19 protein-coding genes and 2 riboswitches are annotated in these 17,909 nt (G+C 58.2%); of the genes, 8 read left to right on the top strand and 11 right to left on the bottom strand.

Annotated features, from left to right (window positions below; translation table 11 throughout):
* Positions 1–14: 14 nt before the first annotated feature.
* From CFN46_RS04755 to ftsB, 8 genes are all read right to left on the bottom strand, one after another.
* The gene (locus CFN46_RS04755; protein WP_254918409.1) at positions 15–1,280 is read right to left on the bottom strand and encodes a peptidoglycan DD-metalloendopeptidase family protein; all 1,266 of its coding nucleotides are present in this window, start codon (positions 1,278–1,280) and stop codon (positions 15–17) included.
* Positions 1,273–2,226 carry a DUF368 domain-containing protein gene (locus CFN46_RS04750; RefSeq protein WP_088742842.1) on the bottom strand — a complete coding sequence of 318 codons (954 nt, stop codon included), beginning with the start codon at positions 2,224–2,226 and terminating at the stop codon, positions 1,273–1,275. The genes CFN46_RS04755 and CFN46_RS04750 overlap by 8 nt, the downstream gene beginning before the upstream one ends.
* The gene (locus CFN46_RS04745; RefSeq protein WP_254918426.1) at positions 2,223–2,879 is read right to left on the bottom strand and encodes a protein-L-isoaspartate(D-aspartate) O-methyltransferase; all 657 of its coding nucleotides are present in this window, start codon (positions 2,877–2,879) and stop codon (positions 2,223–2,225) included. Before CFN46_RS04745 ends, CFN46_RS04750 begins: the two co-directional genes overlap by 4 nt.
* A gap of 264 nt (positions 2,880–3,143) precedes the next feature.
* Positions 3,144–3,890, bottom strand: a complete 747-nt coding sequence (surE, locus tag CFN46_RS04740; RefSeq protein WP_088742841.1) for a 5'/3'-nucleotidase SurE — start codon at positions 3,888–3,890, stop codon at positions 3,144–3,146.
* Positions 3,891–3,987: 97 nt separating this feature from the next.
* The gene (gene truD, locus CFN46_RS04735) at positions 3,988–5,130 is read right to left on the bottom strand and encodes a tRNA pseudouridine(13) synthase TruD (protein ID WP_254918408.1); all 1,143 of its coding nucleotides are present in this window, start codon (positions 5,128–5,130) and stop codon (positions 3,988–3,990) included.
* On the bottom strand, positions 5,123–5,629 hold the full coding sequence (gene ispF / locus CFN46_RS04730; protein WP_088743033.1) for a 2-C-methyl-D-erythritol 2,4-cyclodiphosphate synthase: 507 nt from the start codon (positions 5,627–5,629) through the stop codon (positions 5,123–5,125). The genes truD and ispF overlap by 8 nt, the downstream gene beginning before the upstream one ends.
* A 91-nt stretch (positions 5,630–5,720) precedes the next feature.
* Positions 5,721–6,485, bottom strand: coding sequence for a 2-C-methyl-D-erythritol 4-phosphate cytidylyltransferase (gene ispD / locus CFN46_RS04725; RefSeq protein WP_088742840.1), 765 nt, complete (start codon positions 6,483–6,485; stop codon positions 5,721–5,723).
* Positions 6,482–6,886: a cell division protein FtsB gene (ftsB, locus tag CFN46_RS04720; protein ID WP_254918407.1), complete on the bottom strand. Its 405-nt coding sequence runs from the start codon at positions 6,884–6,886 to the stop codon at positions 6,482–6,484. The genes ispD and ftsB overlap by 4 nt, the downstream gene beginning before the upstream one ends.
* An 86-nt stretch (positions 6,887–6,972) precedes the next feature.
* On the opposite strand from ftsB, the gene CFN46_RS04715 reads away from it, so the two are divergent.
* Complete coding sequence (locus CFN46_RS04715) at positions 6,973–7,287, top strand: NGG1p interacting factor NIF3 (protein ID WP_088742838.1); 315 nt, start codon at positions 6,973–6,975, stop codon at positions 7,285–7,287.
* Positions 7,288–7,343: 56 nt separating this feature from the next.
* Here the strand turns inward: CFN46_RS04715 and CFN46_RS04710 are convergent, their stop codons facing one another.
* Positions 7,344–7,943 (bottom strand): zinc ribbon domain-containing protein, encoded by a 600-nt coding sequence (locus CFN46_RS04710; protein ID WP_088742837.1) that lies wholly within the window; start codon positions 7,941–7,943, stop codon positions 7,344–7,346.
* 184 nt (positions 7,944–8,127) lie between these two features.
* Between CFN46_RS04710 and CFN46_RS04705 the strand changes: the two genes are divergently transcribed.
* Together CFN46_RS04705 and CFN46_RS04700 are read left to right on the top strand one after the other, a co-directional pair.
* On the top strand, positions 8,128–8,760 hold the full coding sequence (locus CFN46_RS04705; RefSeq protein WP_088742836.1) for a CoA pyrophosphatase: 633 nt from the start codon (positions 8,128–8,130) through the stop codon (positions 8,758–8,760).
* A gap of 116 nt (positions 8,761–8,876) precedes the next feature.
* Complete coding sequence (locus tag CFN46_RS04700; RefSeq protein ID WP_088742835.1) at positions 8,877–9,536, top strand: 2OG-Fe(II) oxygenase; 660 nt, start codon at positions 8,877–8,879, stop codon at positions 9,534–9,536.
* Positions 9,537–9,597: 61 nt separating this feature from the next.
* Here the strand turns inward: CFN46_RS04700 and CFN46_RS04695 are convergent, their stop codons facing one another.
* Together CFN46_RS04695 and CFN46_RS04690 are read right to left on the bottom strand one after the other, a co-directional pair.
* Entirely contained in the window at positions 9,598–11,034 is a 1,437-nt protein-coding gene (locus CFN46_RS04695; RefSeq protein ID WP_024951117.1) for an MFS transporter, read from the bottom strand.
* Between the two features lie 220 nt (positions 11,035–11,254).
* The gene (locus CFN46_RS04690) at positions 11,255–11,986 is read right to left on the bottom strand and encodes a class I SAM-dependent methyltransferase (RefSeq protein ID WP_024951116.1); all 732 of its coding nucleotides are present in this window, start codon (positions 11,984–11,986) and stop codon (positions 11,255–11,257) included.
* Positions 11,987–12,398: 412 nt separating this feature from the next.
* Here CFN46_RS04690 and CFN46_RS04685 point away from each other — a divergent pair, with 412 nt between their 5' ends.
* The 5 genes from CFN46_RS04685 to tenA all read left to right on the top strand — a co-directional run bounded on the left by CFN46_RS04685 (position 12,399) and on the right by tenA (position 17,608).
* A complete protein-coding gene (locus tag CFN46_RS04685) occupies positions 12,399–13,433 on the top strand; it encodes a lysophospholipid acyltransferase family protein (RefSeq protein ID WP_246116562.1) in 1,035 nt (344 codons plus the stop codon).
* A 71-nt stretch (positions 13,434–13,504) separates the two neighbouring features.
* On the top strand, positions 13,505–14,860 hold the full coding sequence (locus CFN46_RS04680) for a sorbosone dehydrogenase family protein (RefSeq protein WP_088742833.1): 1,356 nt from the start codon (positions 13,505–13,507) through the stop codon (positions 14,858–14,860).
* A gap of 149 nt (positions 14,861–15,009) precedes the next feature.
* The gene (locus CFN46_RS04675) at positions 15,010–15,816 is read left to right on the top strand and encodes a TIGR04283 family arsenosugar biosynthesis glycosyltransferase (protein ID WP_084487960.1); all 807 of its coding nucleotides are present in this window, start codon (positions 15,010–15,012) and stop codon (positions 15,814–15,816) included.
* 43 nt (positions 15,817–15,859) lie between these two features.
* Entirely contained in the window at positions 15,860–16,600 is a 741-nt protein-coding gene (locus tag CFN46_RS04670; RefSeq protein WP_169734504.1) for a TIGR04282 family arsenosugar biosynthesis glycosyltransferase, read from the top strand.
* 82 nt (positions 16,601–16,682) lie between these two features.
* Positions 16,683–16,820, top strand: a riboswitch (TPP riboswitch).
* A 128-nt stretch (positions 16,821–16,948) separates the two neighbouring features.
* Positions 16,949–17,608 (top strand): thiaminase II, encoded by a 660-nt coding sequence (tenA, locus tag CFN46_RS04665; RefSeq protein ID WP_088742832.1) that lies wholly within the window; start codon positions 16,949–16,951, stop codon positions 17,606–17,608.
* Between the two features lie 129 nt (positions 17,609–17,737).
* A riboswitch (TPP riboswitch) is annotated at positions 17,738–17,880 on the top strand.
* Positions 17,881–17,909 lie beyond the last annotated feature (29 nt).

Genomic DNA, 17,909 nt, shown 5'->3' with positions numbered 1-17,909 from the left:
GGCAGCGGCGGGAATCAGCGGTTGGGCAAGAACTTCAGTGGGTCTTTCGGCTGCCCATCCTCGCGAATCTCAAAGTGCAGCTGCGCGCGCTCGGCGTCAGTCGCTCCCAAGGTGGCAATCACCTGTCCGGCCTCGACGACATCATTCTCCGATACTCGAAGACTGTCATTGTGGGCATAGGCACTCAGGTAACGGTTATTGTGCTTAAGGATGATGAGGTTACCGTAGCCGCGCACCCCACTGCCTGCGTAAACCACAATCCCCGGCCCTGCTGCCTTGACAGGTTGCCCCTTTTGACCAGCGATATCAATGCCACCCGTTACACTCTTGGACTCACCGAACTTGCCGATGATTTCGCCTTGCGTAGGCCACTGCCAGTTAACGTTTTTTACAGGAACATACGTTTTCTTGGCCGGAACAGCCTTGGGCGTGGCGCCAGCGACATTCGTACCTTTTTCAACCGTATCGTCGGTATTTTTCACGCTAGCAGCGGCCTTCTCACGCGCCGCTTGTGCGGATGCAGCAGCCTGATCTGTCTTTTCCTGTGCTGCCTTGCGCGCTGCGGCCTGAGCAACTGCTGCACTACTGCCGGCGCTGTTGGACACATTAGAGGCAGCAGAATCTGCAGCCGCTGTATTGGAAGCGACCGTGTTAGAGGCAGTAGAACTGGCCTGAGACACGGACTCATTAGCAGTGCGGGCAGTTTCTGCAAGCGCCTCTTCACTGCCTTCCTGATAGATCGGGCCTGGCGCCGTTCCCGCTGCTGCGGCAGCTCCTGTAGCTGCTGAAGAAACACCACCAGCACCCGTGGTCAATGACTGAGCCTGGCCTGAGCGTTGTTTCTGTTGAGCGATCGCGGATTCATCCGGCGCCAACCAATCCGGCACTTCCGTGCCTGTAATATTGCCGTTATCACCACTGCCTAACCCCGTTGCGACCACTCCGGTACCCGCCGCCACATTGGCGGTACTGGTACCACTAGCGTTCGCTGGCAATTGTGCCTTGGGATCCAGACGTAGCGTTTGACCCGGCTGCAGGGTGTAAGGCGGATTCAAGCCATTCATCCGCGCCACGTCACGGAAGTCCTGCCCACTCTGCCAAGCGATGCCATACAGCGTATCGCCACGCTGAACGGAATAGGTGTTAGACGTGATACGAGCATTGCCACCGGTAAGATCCTGAACCTGTGGCCGCGTGGTAGCCGTACTGCAAGCCGCCAAGGCTCCTAACGCCAGACCTGCCAGAGTCAGCCTGATTCCCTTGTTCATCCTGTCATGCATGTTCCTGCTCCTTGCGGGAATTCTTGGAAGAGTCATCTGGCCCGGAGCGCTCTCCGGCAAACCAGACCAGCAATATGCCAGCCAGCATCACAGCGAGCGCGGCCCATAATTGGGCAGGCTCTCCCGTGATGCTGGTATAGGTGTCCGGCATCATGAATTGATAGTCCAGCGGTACCTGCTCACCCTTTGGCCCAATACGATAATCGCTAATCGTGCGCCACGGCCAGAGTACCGGCAGCGACCCGAGGATAAAGCCGGTCAAGAGCATCAGTGTCGCGGTGTGATGGTGGCGAAACAACCATGACAATACACGCGAGAAGGTAAAGAGGCCTATGGCACAGCCACTGCCAAACAGCAGGATGAGCTGTACATCGAAACTTTTGATGCCCGTCATCACGGTGCCGTATAGGCCCATGGTCAATAGCAGGAAGCTACCGGACACACCTGGCAGCAGCATTGCACTGATGGCAATAGCGCCCCCTGCCACCAATACCCAGGAGCCATCAGTCGCGGCAGGCAGCAGGCTTGGCAGCTTGCTAGCCAGTACCAGCCCCAACGCCAACCAGATCAGATATCCCGCCTTGAATTCGGTAATGCGCCGCGCCACGATCACACCGGAACACACGACCAGCCCGAAGAAGAAGGCATTAAGCAGTAGCGGCTGAGTATCCATCAACCAGGTGACCAGGTGCGCCACCGTGATCAGACTGGCAAAGATACCGACGACCAATGGCAACAGAAATGCCAGATTCAGGTGTTGCCACAGCGCCTTGAAACCGTCCTTGCGCCATACGCCAATGGCAGAAGGCCCGAAGCGCTTGATGGTATCGATCAATTCTTCATAGATGCCGGTTACAAAAGCAATTGTGCCGCCGGATACCCCAGGAACCGCATCGGCGGCGCCCATGCCGACCCCCTTGAAGAACACACTCAATGCTCGTTTCACCTGATCACTCCTTCGAGCAACGGCACGAAACGTACTGCTTCGAGCCGCTGAATATCCTGAGTGTCGCCGACGTGGCGCACTCGTGTCAGCCATTGGCGATCACTATCATCTTCGGCCAATGGCACAATCATCACACCGTCCGGTGCCAACTGCTTCAACAACGCCTGAGGTAATATGGAGGCACATGCCGTCACCACTATCAGGTCAAAGCCTTCTGCCAGCCCTTCCCATCCGTGGCCACCATCGGCATGGCGCAGTTCCACGTTATCGAGCCCGAACCAGTCAAGCCGCTGCTGAGCGCGCAGGTGCAAGGCAGCAATACGTTCAAGCGATGCGACATGACCCAATAACCGCGCCAGCAGCAAGGTCTGATAACCCGAGCCAGTACCGACCTCAAGCACGCGGCATTCCTTTGATGGACGCGGCGAAGCAGCCAGTGCCAGCTCCGTCATGCGCGCATGCATATACGGCTGGGAGAGTGTCTGTCCTTGCCCCAGCGGCAACGCAGTGTCTTCATAGGCCCGGTGCGCCAGCGCCTCATCGAGAAACAGATGGCGTGGCTCTTTGGTCATCAGTGTCAGCACTCGCTCATCATGAATCCCGGCGTCTTCCAGACGCGCCACCATGCGATCGCGAGTCCGTTGCGACGTCATGCCAATACCGCTGAGCTGTGCCGTGTCCGGCCGCCTCAATCGCAGTACACCCTCACCGTCGAGCGAATGCCCTGGCATTGTGTCTGACTGCGAATGAGGAAAACCGTTCTGATACGCGTCCTTCATGGCATCCATTTACATCCTGTCGGCCGACGCCCTGGCGCCGGGTTCTCTGATCATTCTGTGGCCAAGTGCTCTTTATCGGCGCTAATCACTGCCCCTGCCAGCTAACCCTTTGCCGAAGCGGTTCAACAAAGCAACGCCTCAGGTCAGCGCTTCAAGCCACTGTTCAACGTCATGTCGCGCAGTATGAGAGGTCAGGTCCGTCATCAGTGGCGTGATGGAGACATAGCCGGCGGCCACCGCAGCGAAGTCAGTGTCATCGCCATCATCGATGCCCTCACCTGCCAGTGCTATCCAGTAACGCGTGCGCCCACGTGGATCATGCACGGCAATCGGTGCCCCTGCTGGCCCTCGGTGACCCTGTCGCGTGACGCGGAAGCCACGAATCTCGCTCCACGGCAGATCCGGCACATTGACGTTGAGCAGCGAGCGAGGCGGCAATGCCAATGTTTCGGAGGCACCGACCAGACTTGCCGCCACGCGCCCTGCCGTCTCGAAATGGGTCTTGCCGCACAGTGACATCGCAATCGCCGACATACCGAGCGAACGCCCTTCCATCGCGGCAGCCACGGTACCGGAATACAATACGTCGTCACCCAGATTGGCACCGTGATTGATCCCTGAGATCACGATATCCGGCTTTTCATCCCAGATACCATTGACCCCCAGATAGACACAGTCGGCCGGCGTGCCATCGACGCTATAAAAGCCATCATCCATCGCCGACAACATCAATGGACGACTGAGTGTCAGCGAGTTACTGGCCCCAGAGCGATCACGATCCGGGGCCACGACGCGAATACGCGCCTGCCCCACCAGCGCATCATGTAACGCCTTGAGGCCTGGGGCATGCACACCATCATCATTGGAAAGCAAAATCTTGCGCATCATCTCGCCCTTTGGTGATCGTATCGGTATCGATTGATCGTCACGAGGCCATCACGACTGATCGAGATAGCCTCGTGACTGATGCTACTGACTGACATTACAGCAACGGATGCGCGATCAGCTCACGTAGCAGACCGGTCGCAAAGCTACCGCGCGGCAGATCAAAGTACAGCCAGACACTGGCATCACTGCCGGCGTCACTGGCCTGAACAGGCGTCACATCCCATTCAAGGCGCGACTGACTCGGTATAAGACGCAGCGGACGGCGCTCCGTCTTGACCCCAGCCTGCTCAAGCCCGATACATAGTTGCGGCCAGCATTTCGGTAGCGCCTGTTCAAGCTCAGCTACCTGTGAGTGAGTCTCAAGACGCCCGGTGCCCCAAAGTGGCCCAGTGGGATGGATATCTCCACTCGCCAATCGCGCCGTCAACGTCTCGGCAGACTCACTACCGTCAGTCACGAAACGAGAGCCGGTACCGTTGAGCGAGAACACCTCGCCTGTCAGCGCCGTGGCCCAGCAGCGTGATTTTATCCGCGCGGCTAGTACCTCGTTGAACAGGAAGCTACGCGCGGTCGACAGCAGCATGCCGCTACGATCATCACGCTTGCGCCAGCCTCTCACCAGCACCGCTCGGGCGCGCCCGAGGTTATGGCCTTGATGGCCAAAGCGCTGCGGACCGAAATAATTAGGCACACCCTCACGAATCAAGGTCTCCCAGCGTGTGATGAAATCAGGATGCGCTATCGCCTCGCCACTGACTTTCAGCGCAAAGCGATTCCCACGATGCACGCCACGCTTGAGCTTGCGCGGGTGACGCACACTGGCAAGTACCCGTACACCGAGCTCAGCCAGAGCATCGGTGAGCGAAGCCGGCGCCTCACGCCCGGGCAACCATACCGATACCCACTGCTGCGTCACAGCCAGCTTGTCCTTGAGGCCCGCAATACCGATATCACGCGGCGCAACCTCACACAGATTCGCCAGGTGACGGCAAAGATCATCAGTGGTCAGACCGCGTTTCTCGACCCACAGCCACTGATGCTCACCGTGACCTTCAGGCACGAAATCCATCAGCTCGGTGACCTGGAAGTCCTCCGGCGATTGACGAAAATGTCCCGCGCCCAGCGGGCCACCATGAGCATGTGGCCAACGCTGCATCAGCTCAGCTTCCTTGACCCACGCCTCACTGCCTGCTGATTGAAGCTCGGCGAGTGCCTCCGTAAAGAGCGCCTCAGACATGCTGGCCTCCACGCTCAGTCGGCAGTAGACCCAACAGCACTACGGCCTCGGCAGCAATGCCTTCCTTACGCCCGGTGAATCCCAGCTGCTCGGTGGTAGTGGCCTTGACGTTGACCACCGCCAGTGGCACACGCAGATCTTCAGCGATCACTTCACGCATGGCCTGTATATGCGGCGCCATCTTGGGGGCCTGTGCCATCAATGTCAGATCGACATTACCCACACCGAATCCGGCCACATTGACGAGGCCGACCACGTGACGCAGCAAGCCGCGGCTGTCAGCCCCCGACCACTCACTGTCGGTATCCGGGAAATGCTTGCCGATATCTCCCATCGCACACGCACCCAGCAGGGCATCGCACAAGGCATGCAAAAGCACGTCACCATCGGAGTGCGCGACAAAGCCGTGCTCGTAGGCAATCTTCACACCGCCGATCATCAGGTGGTCGCCCTCGCCAAAGCGATGCACGTCAAAGCCATGCCCGATACGTAGCGCCATGGGTACATGGCCTGCATGCGTAGCAGGGATAGAGGATGGCTGTGCAGAGGGTGTCTTGGCAGAGTCAGTCATAGCGTTGCGGTCAGTCATGTCAGGCAGGCGTCCGGGAACTGTTGGCAAGTGCCTCACGCGCCGCCAACAGCAGGCGGGCCATGGCGAGGTCTTCTGGATGGGTGATCTTGAGATTGTCACGGGCACCAGCAACCAGCAGTGGCGACCGGCCACAGGCTTCAAGTGCTGATGCTTCATCGGTGATGAACGAAGGATTCGTGCTCAGGGCGTCGCGCAGCGCCGTGCGCAGCACTCCCAGCGAGAAAGCCTGTGGCGTCAGTGCATGCCATAGGTTTTCTCGTGATTCAGTGTGCGAGATGTGAGGGCTCTCTACTACCGTGCTGGCCACGGCACGCTTCATGGTATCGCTGGCTGGCGCCGCCAAAATGGCGCCGTCACGCGTCTCACGTGCGGCAGCCACCAGTGCACGAATATCCTCTTCACGCACACAGGGGCGCGCGACATCATGCACCAACACGAGATCGTCTTCGCTTGCGACCTCGCTCAAGCATTCAAGGCCTGACAACACACTGTCTGCACGCTCACTGCCGCCATCAGCGCGCAACCAGTCCTGCCACGGCACCATGGATGGCAAGAAATAGTCATCGTCTGCCCCCAACACCAGACACAGGCCGGCCTCGGGTAGCGCACGTTGCAGGGTGGCAAGCGTCGCCTCAAGCACGCAGCAGTCTGGTGCTAGTTCAAGATACTGCTTGGGCCGATCAGCCTGCATACGACTGCCAACCCCCGCGGCAGGTACCAGGTACCACACGCGCGCTACCGGAGCAGAGGCACTCAGCGTCATTGATTGAGCACCTTGGGCAACCCGTCTTCCAGTCCCTTGCCTTCCAGCGCGCCCTCAGCCACCTCATCAGGTGACGGTGCCTTGCGCTCGGGCACTGCAACATTGGGTACCCACAGGAACTGCTCGTCCTTGCGCACCATGCCGAGGTCGTTGCGCGAACGCTCCTCGATCGCCGCCAGACCATTCTTGAGGTCGACCACCTCGGCGCCCAAGCGCTGGTTGCGATTATCCAGCACCGCATCTTCCTTGGAGAGCTGTTGCACACGCGCCCGAATATCGAATAATTCGGTGATGCCATTTTCGCCCCACCACAACCGGTACTGAAGCAGCACCAGCAGTAATAGCAGTGAGATATTGATCCATTTGAGCATGGCAGTGTCCTTGGCCGTTGCAGCGGGCATTATGCCATCATCATGGGACGCGGCGTAGGCTCTGCTCGCGCAAGCATCACGATCATCCGCTCACGGTCTTGAGAGAGGAACCCGACATGTACAAGCTGGCTTTCTTTGTTCCCCAAGACGCATTGGAAAGCGTCAAGGAGGCGGTCTTTGCGACCGGTGCAGGACGCATTGGCGACTATGAAGCCTGCTGCTTTGAAACCTATGGCCACGGGCAGTTTCGCCCACTGGCGGACGCTAACCCACACATCGGCACTCGCGGTACATTGGAGCGCGTCACGGAGATCAAGGTAGAGCCGGTATGTGAAGATGACATTATCGCCACCGCCGTGGCCGCACTGCGCCTGGCGCATCCTTATGAGGAAGTCGCCTTCGATTGCTGGCGACTGGAAACCACCTTCTGACAAGCTTCCAAACCCGTCATTCTTCGCGGTTAAATCACGAAAACAGCTGCGACACATCAAGACTCAGGCAGATACGTGGTGGCGAAGAAACGCTCACGGGTTTCGAGATCGATCTGCTCGGTATGCATCGGATAAGTCGCTGCAGTACCTGTCGCACCCAGCGCTTCACGCGCTCGATCTTCAAAATAACGGCGTAACGTCACTTCCATGGTCGGAAAGGCCAGCGACTGCCAGGGAATTTCGTCTTCCGCAAACAAGGCAACTTCAAGGCTTTCAAAACCGGCAGAAAAGTCACTGATCAATGTGGCCCGAAACAGCATGTAAACCTGATTGATGTGCGGTAGATCAATCAAGGTATAGAGGCCCTTTAGTTCAACCTCGGCACCGGCTTCTTCACGGGTTTCGCGCGCGGCGGCTTCTGCTGTCGTCTCAGCATTTTCCATGAAGCCAGCAGGCAGCGTCCAATAACCCAAGCGCGGTTCTATGGCACGGCGACACAGCAGCACCTTGCCATCCCGCACCGGCAACGTCCCGGCGATGATACGGGGGTTCTGATAATGAATAGTGCCGCAGCTATCACATAGATAACGCAGGCGATCATCGCCTTGTGGTACTGCCAGACGCACCGTCTCGCCACAGTGACTGCAGTAATTCATCCGCTCTCCCGTGAAGCCCTTTGGCCTCTGCTGATGGTGTAGTGCTGGTCATGGTGACCATCATGACGCTGATCATCCTGCTGACCACGCTATCGGCCAAGATATCCACCATTATGAGGTATCCGCATTCGCCTTGACCGACGCGACGCTAGCGCCACAAGATGGAGACCACAGAGGAATCGACATGCTAGAAGCCCTGCGCCAGCGCTTGCAAGCTCATGACCCGCACATCTCGACGACCAACGACCAACCGCGTGCTGCAGTGCTGATCGCGCTGATCGATCGCCCAGAACCCACGCTGCTACTCACACGTCGTGCCAACCACCTTACCCAACACCCGGGCCAGGTCGCCTTCCCCGGCGGCAAAGCCGAGCCTCATGATATCAGCCTGATGGCGACTGCGCTGCGCGAGGCCGAGGAGGAAGTCGCGCTCCCGCCGAGTGAGGTCGATATCTTCGGCCAGCTCAGTGAGGTGATTTCTCTGCACGGCATGGCAGTCACGCCCTTCGTGGGACGCATTCCGGCAGACCTGCCACTGCGAGCTGACCCCGGCGAAATTGAACGAATTTTCGAGATGCCGCTGAGCATGCTGCTCAGGGATGAGCGAGAACACACTGATGTCATCACCGTGGGCAATGAAAAGTGGTACGTGCCCAGCTATCGGGTAGCTGACCAGGTGCTATGGGGGCTATCGGCGATGATGCTGGTAGAGCTGATGGCGATCGGCTTCGGTCATACCATCAGTCTGCAGGTACCGCCACCAGCCGGTGCACCGCTACGCCATCTACCACCGCGCCCTCAAGCCCCACTTGGCTAAGCCGCCGACCGTGGTCTAATTAGCGGGTAGTTGATAAATAGACGGCCCGCGCGTTGCGTAGATATGCGCGCTCCTCTATAACTCCTCGCCCATGCTATCCATCTTCGGAGCGCACAATGCCTGCCGCCCCCGCCTCTCTGCTGGACCCTATCGCGTTAAATTGTCTGATCGACGAGCTGGTCGAGCATGGCTATAGCGTGCGCCCGAATTTTTTGCCGGCGCACTTGACTCGTCAGTTGAACGGTGAACTGCTGGCACTGGAAACGCAGCAACGCTTGACCGCAGCGGGCATCGGCCGTGGGCACGAACATGATCTTCGACCTGACATTCGCGGCGATGCCATCCGCTGGCTAGATCGCGAGTCACGTGCGCAACGGGCCTATCTAGAGGCGATGAATGTACTCAAGGATGAACTGAATCGTGCCCTTTACATGGGTCTGTTCGAGTACGAGGCGCACTTCGCTCACTACCCCGTCGGCAGCTTCTATCGCAAGCACCTGGATAGCTTTCGCGGGCGTGGCAATCGCCTGATCTCGAGCGTGCTGTATCTGAACGAGCAATGGCCAGCCGATGGCGGTGGCGAGATAGTGCTGTATGACCCACAGGATGACAGCCGAGCACTTGCACGTGTCACGCCCGAGGCAGGCACCTTCGTATGCTTTCTATCGGAACAGATGCCCCACGAGGTGCTGCCTACTCACCAGTCACGCGCTAGCGTGACTGGCTGGTTCCGACGGAATGCATCGCAGGGCAATCTGGTCGATCCATCGCGCTAGTCCTGCAAATCAGTCACGCAAATCAGTCACGCAAAGACATCGTGGATTTTTCATGAGGCGTCTACCCCTTTTGAAGGTGCTGCTCATCAAGCGCCTGCTGGCCCTGCAGTACCTGTGCTTCCTTGACCTCGATCTCCTCAAGGCTGTCCAGCGATGTCTCGGTGATCAACTCCGGCATATCGGCCACTAGCTCACGCGTGACCTCAACCAACGGGTCATTCGCCTCAGCATCGCGCAGGTGCTCTTCGGCGGCTTCAAGCAACTCAGGCCCGACAGCAAGCTCGGTACCCAGCGGCGTCTGCGGCGCATGCGTCTCGAAAGGTGCCAATGGCTGGGGTGCCGGGCGCATCACTCGGCGCCAGACGAAGAAGGTCAACATCACACCACCCATCACCGCCAGACTCAGTGCCATGCCGGGCATCGCGCCCATTCCTGCCATCGGCAGCGAAACGATTGGCGGCGACAACGTCGAACCCACTGCATTGATCAACAGCAGCCCTTGGCTCATGCGTACCAATGCGCCTGCAGGCGCGCGGTCCGCGGCATGACTGACGGCGACCGGATAAAGCGTAAAGGCGGCACCACCCAGCATGAACAGGGTCACCAGTTGCGCACCACCTTCGCTTGCAGGCCCCATCAGTAGCCCTGCCAGTACCACGATGGCGACCGACAGGATGATCAACACCTGCTGACGATCATGACTATCTGACCAGCGGCCAATGGGGTATTGCAGCAACATTCCACCCAATACGACCAAGGCCATTCGCTGACCGATCTCAGCAGTCCCCAGCGCCACCTCTCCTGCCGCGACATCGCTCAGTGCCAGCGGCAGCAAGCTGTAAAGCACTGCCACTACCACTCCCGACGCCAGGCAGCCAAAGACCCCTGTCGGCGTGATACGAATCAGACGCCATGGACTCAACGGTTCGGACTGCTCGATCAAGGGTGAAACACGCGGCAACAGTACCAGCGGCAGCACCGAAGCGGCCGCCAGCATGGCGACCAACATGAAGGCAGACTCCAGACTCAGCACTGCCGTGACGCCCAGCAATAGCTGACCCAGTACGCCTGCGCCGTAGAGCACGATCATGTATAGCGCCAACAACCGGCCACGTACGGCAGGGTCTGATGCACTCAACAGCCAGCTTTCAATCACCAGATAGACACCCACCAGCGACCAGCCAATCATCATCCGTAGCAAGAACCACACGACAGGGTGATCACTCAAGCCCATCGCCAATGCCGCGACTGCGACCAACGAGGCAAAACAGGCATACGCACGGATATGACCGATGCGCAGGAGCAGGCGATCATTGATCAATGCTCCGAGACCAAGCCCCAGGTAATAGGCGGAACTGATAAGTCCGATCGCTTCACTGGACACCCCTCCTGCCGAGAGGCGCAGGGGCACCAGCGAGGTCAGCATGGCGTTGCCGATCCCCAGTAACGCAAGGCCAAGCAAGGGAGCGAGGGACATCAGTAGCAGGTGACGGGGCATGACCATTTCCTCGGCCGTACGCCGAAGCGCGGCCAACCTGTAACGCATTGCGCGAAAAACAACGGGAAGGTAAATCCACCCTACGAGAATACGTCAGGGCGCCGGCAATATAGAGACAGTCAGCGTCAAAAACCAAGCCTTTTTGCATCATTCTTGCCAAGCCCTATCGCAGCACCATCGCGTGCTGGCGACGCAATCACCTGGCATGCTCGTGCACCGGTCAGCACTGAAGGTCAGGAAGGCGGAAAATAGTGCAATCCGACGCGACCTGCTGATACTCCAGGCCGTGCTCGTTGGCTAACCACTGAAAGGTCGCCGGGCTGAACAAGCAGACGTGAGTCGGGTCACGTAGATAGTGCCAGCGCCTCAATGCCTCATGATCGTCAAAGGCCGGTTGCGTCATGACACCCAGCAAGCCACCGGGCTTGAGACACTTCAGCCATTGGCGAAATACTGCGCGTGGATCATAAAGGTGCTCAATGACCTCGGTGGCCACGATGAAGTCATGCTGGCGAGCCAAGGGCGTGGGATCAGCATGGTAATAGAGGTCGTACAGCGCCATCGGATGGCCCACCTCTACAAACATCCGGGCCAGTGCAGGCCCGGGACCACAACCGAAATCCAGCCCACTGGCCTCTTCCGGGAGACGCTCGCGCATCGGGGAAAATAGCCGAGTGAGAAAGCGACGATAACGCGGATCATCCGGATCATTTTCGTGCTGATCGTAAACATCCCGTTCAGCCTGAGCATCCAGCCGCTGCGACGGCGCAAGATAAAGCAGATGACATACATTGCAACGCAGATAATCTCTTTCATCTGCCGAGGGGCGCTTGCCCGTCAAGGGGCAGGGTTTGCGGCGCTGCACCAGATGCAGCACATGCTCGCTCGCCGTGTCATCACACAGCGGACAGCAGTGATCAGCAGCAGAAAGTGTGGCGTTAGGGGATGACATCAAGACTCCGCGGCGGTTACCAGAGATATCGACAGATAGGCTGTCAGACAAAAAGCACGAAAGATAAACGCCGGCGGGCAAGCCAAACGCGACCATTACAAGAGAGACAGCGACAAGAGAAACAATTGCAAAAGGGACACATAAGCGAATGCGCGTAAGCTGATAGCCATTCATCACTGATCACCACACGCGCTTTATCTAAATAATACTGCCTGCTGGAATTGCGCGCACGACTCGAGTCGCAGCGTATTGGCAATTCTGCTTTGTTGATGCCTGCAGCCCGCATTACCCTCTGGCACAATGGTTGCCATCGGGCAGCGAAATAGCCGCGGGTCTGATGCCACGGCTCAATGCTCTGCAGACTGACAAGCGCGATATATCACGCAAGACCACCGGAATCTCATGTGTGACGATGGAAAAAACTCTCAAGCGTTTTGAAAAGATCATGGAACAGCGCCTTTCACCTCTCAAGGCCAACGCCGTGGCGTGGCTCTGGAAGCGTCTTTCAGGTTTGACGACACCCCAGCTGTGGTGCATGGCACAGCCATTGGCACGTGTAGTTCAACTCCTCAATCCTCGTGAGCGCAGGGTTACGCGGCGCAATCTTGGCCAGGCATTCCCTGCTCTGGATAAAGGCGCTCGTGCACAACTTGTGACCGAGAGTCTTGCTCACTCCACTGCCACCATGCTCGAACTGGGCAAGGTGTGGCTGGGAGACGAAGACGCCGTACGTGACAGCATCCTCGAAGTGCACGGGCGCAATCTACTCGATGACGCACGCGCCGAAGGCCGTGGCGTAATCGTGTTGGCACCTCACTTCGGCAACTGGGAAGTCCTCAACTTCTGGCTTTCCAGCCACTTCCCGTTCACTGCCATGTATGAACCACCCAAGTTCGAACGCCTCGACCCTATCATTCGTCATGGCCGCGAACGGATGGGTGCCAGTCTAGTGCCTACCAACTCGCGCGGCGTAGCGGCTTTGCTCAAGGCGCTAAAGCGCACTGAAGCCATTGGCATCCTCCCTGACCAAGAACCCGGACGGGGCAGTGGCGTGTTCGCAGACTTCTATTGTCGGCCAGCCTATACCGCCACCTTGCTTCCCAAGCTGGTTGCTCGCACCGATGCGCGCGTCATCACGGGAGTTGCCCAGCGGCTTGAAGATGGTCACGGTTTTGCCATTCACTTCCTCGCGGCAGATGAAGGCGTGTATGACGAAGATGAGGCAACATCAGCGCGCGGTGTGAATGCTTCAGTGGAAGCTGCGATTGCTCTGGCACCTGCGCAGTATCAGTGGGAATACAAGCGCTGGCGCAAAAGCCCGGAAGAGATAGCAAAGCAGTCTGGCTGGCGCGAGAAGCGCTTCTATCCTCGCGATGACTCATGGCTATCTCTCAAAGGCTGGCGGCGTCATCTCAAACGGCGACGCCGCAACGCCTCCCAAGACTGATACCGCACTGGCGCGATGATCGGCGGGCTTCCAGACTGACCACGATACCGTGATGCCTTGAGGAGACTGGAATGCCGATAGATACACGCAAGCCCAACAACTTCGGGTCACTCACCAACCCATTGCCGAGTGGCCCGTTAACAAGTGCCCTACTGCTGAGTGCTTTGTTGATCAATGCTCTGTTGATCACCACGAGCGCGCTAGCTGACGCATCCTCACCGACTTCCTCGTTGACACTCCATACTGCCGTCGATGCCCCCGAGGGCTCTCCTTCCCTCAAGTTGCCAGCGGGCGCCAGGCTCAGTCACCTGGCCGCACTCGATGGCCCGCGCATGCTGCATATCACCGCGCAAGGTGAGCTGCTGATTGGCTCCAATGCTGGCCGGGTATATCGCGGCCAACTTGCCGATGATGGCAGCCTCTCATCACTGGAAACATTGGTGAGACTGTCCAGCTACCCTCACTCAGTCGTCGTACGTGACTCCACCTTGTATGTAGCCACCACGAATGCGTTGCTGGCAGCCGACTATGCGCCGCAACGCACGCTGTCTGCGCAGGATTTTCGTCACGTGATCGAGATCCCCGGGGGTGGCGGCCATAATTCGCGCACACTAAGCACCGGGCCAGATGGTGCGCTCTATCTGGCACTGGGCATACAGGGTAACTGTTCTGATCAATATCTCGCCGGTACCGCGCCTCACTACCCTTTCAGTGAGCGGCGTGGCGGTGTGATGCGCCTTGACGAGCACAGTAAGGACCAGCCCAGATGGCAGCCTTGGGCGAGTGGCCTGCGCAACCCGGTCGGCTTGGCCTGGCAAACACTACCCCGCGGCGAGACACGCTTGCTGGCCACCAACAATGGCCCGGACCACTGGGGATATGAGCACCCGCATGAATTGCTGGTCGCCGCCACCCAACAAAGCTTTCATGGAATGCCATGGTATCAATGGAAAGATGGCAAGCCGCAGCGCGATGCCTGCATCGAGAGTGTCTCGCCACAGCCGCTGCAAGAGATATCCCGACCTCTGGCCGAGATGCCAGCACGCAGCGCCCCGATGGGTATTGCAGTTGTTCCTGAAGGACACCCGCTCTCACCTAACATGGATGTCGTGATCGCCATTCATGGTAGCTGGGGAACGGCGCCTGACGGCAAGGCATGGGGTGATCCAGCCAGCCGCCGAGCACCGCGTCTGCTGGGAGTGAAGCTGGCATCTGGCAATGAGCAGACCCAGGAACAAGACCAAGAGCAACAACACTCCGCTCTGACACCCCTGCTGACAGGGCTGCAAGACAGTACCGATGGAGCGCGCTGGATTCGCCCACTGGATGTGGCGTTTGGCCCGAACGGTGATCTCTACATGACTTCCGATACCGGCGCATCAGGTCTGTATCGCATTACGTTCCCATCACCTCATTCTGCCAATTGATCACAGCCTCCTCACATGTAGAGAAACGAGGGTTCATGCACAGCGTTTATTGTTCGATGAAGCGTTGATCGAGCGTTCTACCGTTCTGCATCCAAGCTGCTGGCACTTGCGTATGCTGCATATACAACGCCATCGCCGGAGCCTGCGCCATGACCCAGCAGACACCCTCAAGCCTGACCTCAGCAGCGACCTCTTCCGCAAACGGAAGCCACTATCCGACACGTGCACCGTGGCTGAGTATCATCATGCCGGTGCATAACGAGGCTGAGGGTATCGTGCCGGCGCTTATCGCCTTGAGTCGTCTGCGTGCAGGAGGAGATTGCGAGGTCATCGTCGTGGATGGTGGCTCGACAGATAACACTCGTGCGATGGCGGCGCCGCTCTGTGATGCCTGCCTCAGCAGTGAATCGGGACGTGCGGTGCAAATGAATACCGGGGCAGCGAGAGCGCGTGGTAAATGGCTGCTATTCCTGCATGCCGATACTCGTCTGCCAGACAACGCGCTCGCAGTGTTAGCCAACGCAATTGCCACTCATCGCCGCTGTGATTGGGGTCGCTTCGATGTCGCGATAGAAGGAGAATCTGCTTGGCTGCCACTGATTGCGCGCATGATGAATCTGCGCTCTCGCCTCACCAGCATCAGTACCGGCGATCAAGGCCAGTTCGTGCAACGCTCGACCTTCGAGGCCATTGGCGGCTTTGCCGAAATCCCGCTGATGGAAGACATATGGCTGAGCGCACAGCTCAAGCTACTGACGCCGCCGTTGAATCTTGAGTCGCAGGTAAAGACCAGCGGACGGCGCTGGGAGACACAAGGCGTCTTGCGCACCATCGTCAAGATGTGGGGCTTGCGCCTGGCGGCATGGTGTGGCGTTTCTCCTACGAAGCTGGCACGCATATATGGCTATCGCGCAGCAGCGCTGGCCAGTGACCAGCGCCAACTGCCTCATGCTTGAGTTCATCCCGTCGTCGCTGCCTGCCAGTGAAGAGGCATCAACGATGTCACACGCCACAGCCTGCCAATCTGCATGCTCGTCATTGGCGCAACCGACACTGATCATCTTCGGACGCCTGCCGGTGCCCGGTCAGTGCAAGACCCGCCTGATTCCAGCACTGGGAGCACAGGGGGCAGCACGGCTTTATTCACGCATGCTGATGAGAATGCTCAAGGAAGCGCAAGCGGCACACCTGGGCAATATCGTGCTGATGCTCACTCCGCCTCCGCAGGCGGCGCGCCTGGAAACTTCTCTCGCACCACTGATGGCTGAACTGGATCACACGCTAGAACACGAATTGATGCATGACCCTCAAGCGGCCCGCATCAAACTTGAAGCCCAGCCCACAGGGACATTGGGCGAGCGCATGCAGCAAGCCATGGCCCGCTATCTATCCCATGGTCCAGTCATGCTGATGGGGTCGGACCTGCCAGCACTGGACCGCCAGCGACTCCGCGATGCGGCGCACGGATTGGCATCACATGATGCTGTCTTGCAACCGTCAAAAGATGGCGGCTATGGCTTGATCGGATTGAATCAGCCCTGCCCCGAAGCTTTCGCATTGACTCATTGGAGCCATGCGGATGTATGTGCTGAAACGCTCACTCAGCTCACTCATGCCAAGCGAACCACCCACTGCCTGCCGGTCAGTTGGGATGTCGATGAACCTGAAGACCTTGAACAACTCACACACGATCTCCCGGCACTTATGGCGCAACTCCCTCCTGTTTCGTTGACAAGTTAAGCCCGCCAGCAGCCTCCCAAAGTCGTATATAGATCATCGCCATTTCCCCTTCCCGTAAGACGTCAGACTGTTACACTCGAGCCATAGCTTGACGGGGTGCCGGTAAACCGGCTGAGATGTCATATGCAAATACCGATAGCACTTTCGGCCTTGCATGAATGACGAGCCCGCCGAACCTGATCCGGCTAGTACCGGCGTAGGAATCAAGCGAGAAGGAACGCCGCCCGTCTGCCAGTACCCACTGGATAACTGCTTCCTTCCCGCCTCCTTCCGGTATCAGCCCGCTTGAGCGAATGCACCGCAATCACCCACAAAGGGGTAGCGGAATGCTCACAGAGGGACACGTCGATGCCTAGCTTCAAAGACCTGACCAACGCCTGCGCTGATGAGTGGTACGACTACTTGCAGCACGATTTCGTGCGTCAACTGGGTAAAGGACGCCTGCCAGAAGATGCCTTCCGTCACTATCTGCAGCAGGACTATCTGTTCCTGATCCACTTTGCTCGCGCCTGGGCCTTGGCAGCCTACAAGAGCCGTAGTCTTTCCGAACTACGTCAGGCTACCGCTAGCCTCGATACCATTCTCAATACTGAGCTTACGCTGCATATTGGCTATTGTGCCGAATGGGGTATCAGTGAGGATGACCTGAGTGAGCTTCCCGAATCCCGTGCCACACTGGCCTATACACGTTACGTTCTCGACTGTGGTCAGCGCGGTGATCTGCTTGATCTGCATGTTGCTCTTGCTCCCTGCCTGATTGGCTACGGTGAAATTGCCGAGTGGTTGCTGGATCAAGACAGTACGCTGATCGAAGACAATCCTTACGCAGACTGGATCGCGATGTACTCAAGCGATGACTTCAAGGCTGCCATGGAGTCTGAACGCGAATGGCTGGACGCTCGCCTGTCAGAAGTTTCAGAGCGACGCTTCGGTGAGTTGGTCGATGTCTTCCGCGATGCGACACGTTTGGAAATCGATTTCTGGCAAATGGGACTTGATCAAGACTGAAGCATCCTTTGCTCCCAGAGATGCCAAGAACACGACGTGAATGTTGAGAAGAGCAATGAACAGGGTGTCAGTTCCTGAATGGCAAGGTGTCTTTCGCGCGCGAAAGCTCTCTTGGCATTGAATATCTGAAGACGCTTGACGGGGTGCCGGTGGAACCGGCTGAGATCCTGCATGCAACACCTCACTGCCCTGACGGGTGAGGGTTGTCAGCAAGGGGTCCCGTGGAACCTGAACCGGTTAGGACCGGCGTAGGAATCAAGCTGATGGCATGCCGCTCCATGCGGCGCTGTCGCCTCGTATC

Source organism: Cobetia sp. QF-1 (assembly GCF_002213105.1).
Taxonomy (GTDB): domain Bacteria; phylum Pseudomonadota; class Gammaproteobacteria; order Pseudomonadales; family Halomonadaceae; genus Cobetia; species Cobetia crustatorum.
Note: the sequence above shows the minus strand (reverse complement) of the source record. Positions and strands in the feature narration are given on the sequence as shown.

Coding starts and splice junctions, on each gene's coding strand:
- CFN46_RS04685 (WP_246116562.1), top strand. CDS start 12,399: ATGGAAAAAACTCTCAAGCGTTTTGAAAAGATCATGGAACAGCGCCTT.
- CFN46_RS04680 (WP_088742833.1), top strand. CDS start 13,505: ATGCCGATAGATACACGCAAGCCCAACAACTTCGGGTCACTCACCAAC.
- CFN46_RS04695 (WP_024951117.1), bottom strand. CDS start 11,034: ATGCCCCGTCACCTGCTACTGATGTCCCTCGCTCCCTTGCTTGGCCTT.
- CFN46_RS04745 (WP_254918426.1), bottom strand. CDS start 2,879: ATGACGTCGCAACGGACTCGCGATCGCATGGTGGCGCGTCTGGAAGAC.
- CFN46_RS04700 (WP_088742835.1), top strand. CDS start 8,877: ATGCCTGCCGCCCCCGCCTCTCTGCTGGACCCTATCGCGTTAAATTGT.
- CFN46_RS04755 (WP_254918409.1), bottom strand. CDS start 1,280: ATGCATGACAGGATGAACAAGGGAATCAGGCTGACTCTGGCAGGTCTG.
- surE (WP_088742841.1), bottom strand. CDS start 3,890: ATGCGCAAGATTTTGCTTTCCAATGATGATGGTGTGCATGCCCCAGGC.
- ispF (WP_088743033.1), bottom strand. CDS start 5,629: ATGGCGCTACGTATCGGGCATGGCTTTGACGTGCATCGCTTTGGCGAG.
- CFN46_RS04715 (WP_088742838.1), top strand. CDS start 6,973: ATGTACAAGCTGGCTTTCTTTGTTCCCCAAGACGCATTGGAAAGCGTC.
- CFN46_RS04690 (WP_024951116.1), bottom strand. CDS start 11,986: ATGTCATCCCCTAACGCCACACTTTCTGCTGCTGATCACTGCTGTCCG.
- ispD (WP_088742840.1), bottom strand. CDS start 6,485: ATGACGCTGAGTGCCTCTGCTCCGGTAGCGCGCGTGTGGTACCTGGTA.
- truD (WP_254918408.1), bottom strand. CDS start 5,130: ATGTCTGAGGCGCTCTTTACGGAGGCACTCGCCGAGCTTCAATCAGCA.
- CFN46_RS04710 (WP_088742837.1), bottom strand. CDS start 7,943: ATGAATTACTGCAGTCACTGTGGCGAGACGGTGCGTCTGGCAGTACCA.
- CFN46_RS04675 (WP_084487960.1), top strand. CDS start 15,010: ATGACCCAGCAGACACCCTCAAGCCTGACCTCAGCAGCGACCTCTTCC.
- CFN46_RS04670 (WP_169734504.1), top strand. CDS start 15,860: ATGTCACACGCCACAGCCTGCCAATCTGCATGCTCGTCATTGGCGCAA.
- tenA (WP_088742832.1), top strand. CDS start 16,949: ATGCCTAGCTTCAAAGACCTGACCAACGCCTGCGCTGATGAGTGGTAC.
- CFN46_RS04705 (WP_088742836.1), top strand. CDS start 8,128: ATGCTAGAAGCCCTGCGCCAGCGCTTGCAAGCTCATGACCCGCACATC.
- ftsB (WP_254918407.1), bottom strand. CDS start 6,886: ATGCCCGCTGCAACGGCCAAGGACACTGCCATGCTCAAATGGATCAAT.